A 2,037-nucleotide genomic window follows, 5' to 3' on the forward strand; every position below is an offset into this window, starting at 1 on the left:
GGTTCTAATCATTTTTTCGCTTTTAGTGAAAGATTCCTATTTTATTTTAACATACGAGTAACTATTCAGCCACATCATAAAGTGAGCTGAATATTTTCTTCTTTCCTTGTCTATGATGTGAATACTGATAGACAAGGAGGTGAATCACATGTTGACGGTACAACAAGCTGTATTTACAGTTGAGGGCTTAATCGGCAAAGTTCAACAACAAAAACAGCTCATTCATCAACTCATTCAAGAAAATGAACATTTGCGTCACGAAAACAAACAACTACGCAAAGAAAATGAACAACTGAAGTACCGTGTTCAAGAGCTGGAAGCACGCACGAAAAAAAACAGCTCCAATAGCCATTTGCCCCCATCTTCTGACCGTTTTGCCAACACACGTTCTTCTCGTCAACCATCTGGCAACAAGCCAGGCGGACAAGAAGGACATCAAGGAACGACGCTCCGTCAAGTGGAACATCCACATCATCGTGTCGTCCACCGTGTGCATACGTGTCAAGGATGTGGAGCTTCTTTGCGTGAAGTCAAACCGTTCAAAGTCGATATCCGTCAAGTGTTTGATGTCCCTCCTGCGGCGATCGAGGTGACACAACATGAACGTGAAGTGAAATCGTGTCCACATTGTCGATGCGTGCAACAAGCCGAATTCCCATCCCATGTCACGAATCATGTGCAATACGGTCCACGGCTCACGGCGCTCGTTGTTTATTTACATCATATCCAATTGATCCCGTACAAGCGTTTAAGTGATACAATCGAAGCGTTATATCAACACTCGATTAGTACGGGAACTCTTGCCAATATGGTGAAACGAGGACGTGAATCGTTGGAATCAAATATGGACATCATCGAAGACGCCTTACTTGAATCCAACATCCTGCATGTCGATGAAACGAGTTTGCGCATCAATGGGAAACTCGCATGGGTGCATGTCGCGTGTACATCGAGATATACATACTTGGCTCCTCACGCTTCTCGTGGAAAAAAAGCGACCGATGATATCGGGATTCTTCCCCGATATGAAGGGACGATGATGCACGATGCTGTAAATTATCACTTTATTTCCGCACAAAAAAGACTCTTTTTTGCACATTCCTTCGGAATATCCCTCTCCCCCTTTCCGAAAGAATGTGCTAAATTTTTTGTGAATTATTTCGGAATGGGACATGGGTGATTTCCAGAGGGGGGACGAGGACGTGATTCGGTTTCATGACTTTCAGGTCGATGTCCAGACATATGCCCAGCGGGGAAAACAAAACGACTTTCCCCTTCTTAAGCGGTGCCCTCATTGCCAGGCAAAACGCCCTCTTTATCGCCATGGGTACTACGAACGAAATGCCGTGACGTCGCATCAGTCTTATCGCATTTGGATCGCTCGGTATCGCTGCCCGGAGTGCAGGAGGACGGTGGCCGTGTTGCCTTCATTTCTTCTCCCTTATTTTCAGTATACGTTGCCCACCATATGGAGAGTGGTGAAAGAACGGTTGGGCCTGACTCCGAAACGGGGGATGGAGGAGGCTCCACTCCTTCCTACGGATGAAGGGGTTTTATTTTATGTCCGACGTTTATTCCGAAATTTGAACCACCTTCATTGGTTTTTTGCGGAGCGCTGGAGAAAAATTGGTCCTGCCATCACCCAAGCGAGAGAACGAGCCCTATGGTGGATCCAGACGATGGAGGAGATCGGCCTCTTTTTCGTCATCCAAGAGATATGGGAGCACCGATCGACGCATCTTTTTGCACGTACATTCAGTTCCTGATTTTACTTATATCCCCTTATATGGAATCATTTATAGATTCCACAAACCTTTCCTCTCGACGGTCGGGGGAATGATCCGATAGGATAGAGACAGGATGGACCGATAAGGTCCTAGAATGGGATGAACGAAGGAGGAGATCGAAATGAATGAGTCGATGAGACAGGAGATCGCTTTATTTCGGTATGGATTGATCGCTCCATTGGTGAATGGACAAGTCGATCCAAAAACGTACTTGAAGGAAGTAGCGGAACGGATTCATCAAGTTCCCCAT

Annotated in this window: 1 protein-coding gene and 2 pseudogenes; all 3 read left to right on the top strand. The window is 45.9% G+C overall.

All coding sequences use genetic code 11. From position 1 onward, the window contains the following. Positions 1-148 precede the first annotated feature (148 nt). Positions 149-1,099: pseudogene (tnpC, locus tag BRO54_RS18665) on the top strand (IS66 family transposase); the annotation flags it as partial. A 103-nt stretch (positions 1,100-1,202) separates the two neighbouring features. Next, the gene (locus tag BRO54_RS20730) at positions 1,203-1,766 is read left to right on the top strand and encodes a DUF6431 domain-containing protein (RefSeq protein ID WP_074044841.1); all 564 of its coding nucleotides are present in this window, start codon (positions 1,203-1,205) and stop codon (positions 1,764-1,766) included. A gap of 142 nt (positions 1,767-1,908) precedes the next feature. Further along, a pseudogene (locus BRO54_RS19670) lies at positions 1,909-2,037 on the top strand (IS481 family transposase); the annotation flags it as partial.

The organism is Geobacillus proteiniphilus, assembly GCF_001908025.1.
Taxonomy (GTDB): Bacteria; Bacillota; Bacilli; order Bacillales; family Anoxybacillaceae; genus Geobacillus; species Geobacillus proteiniphilus.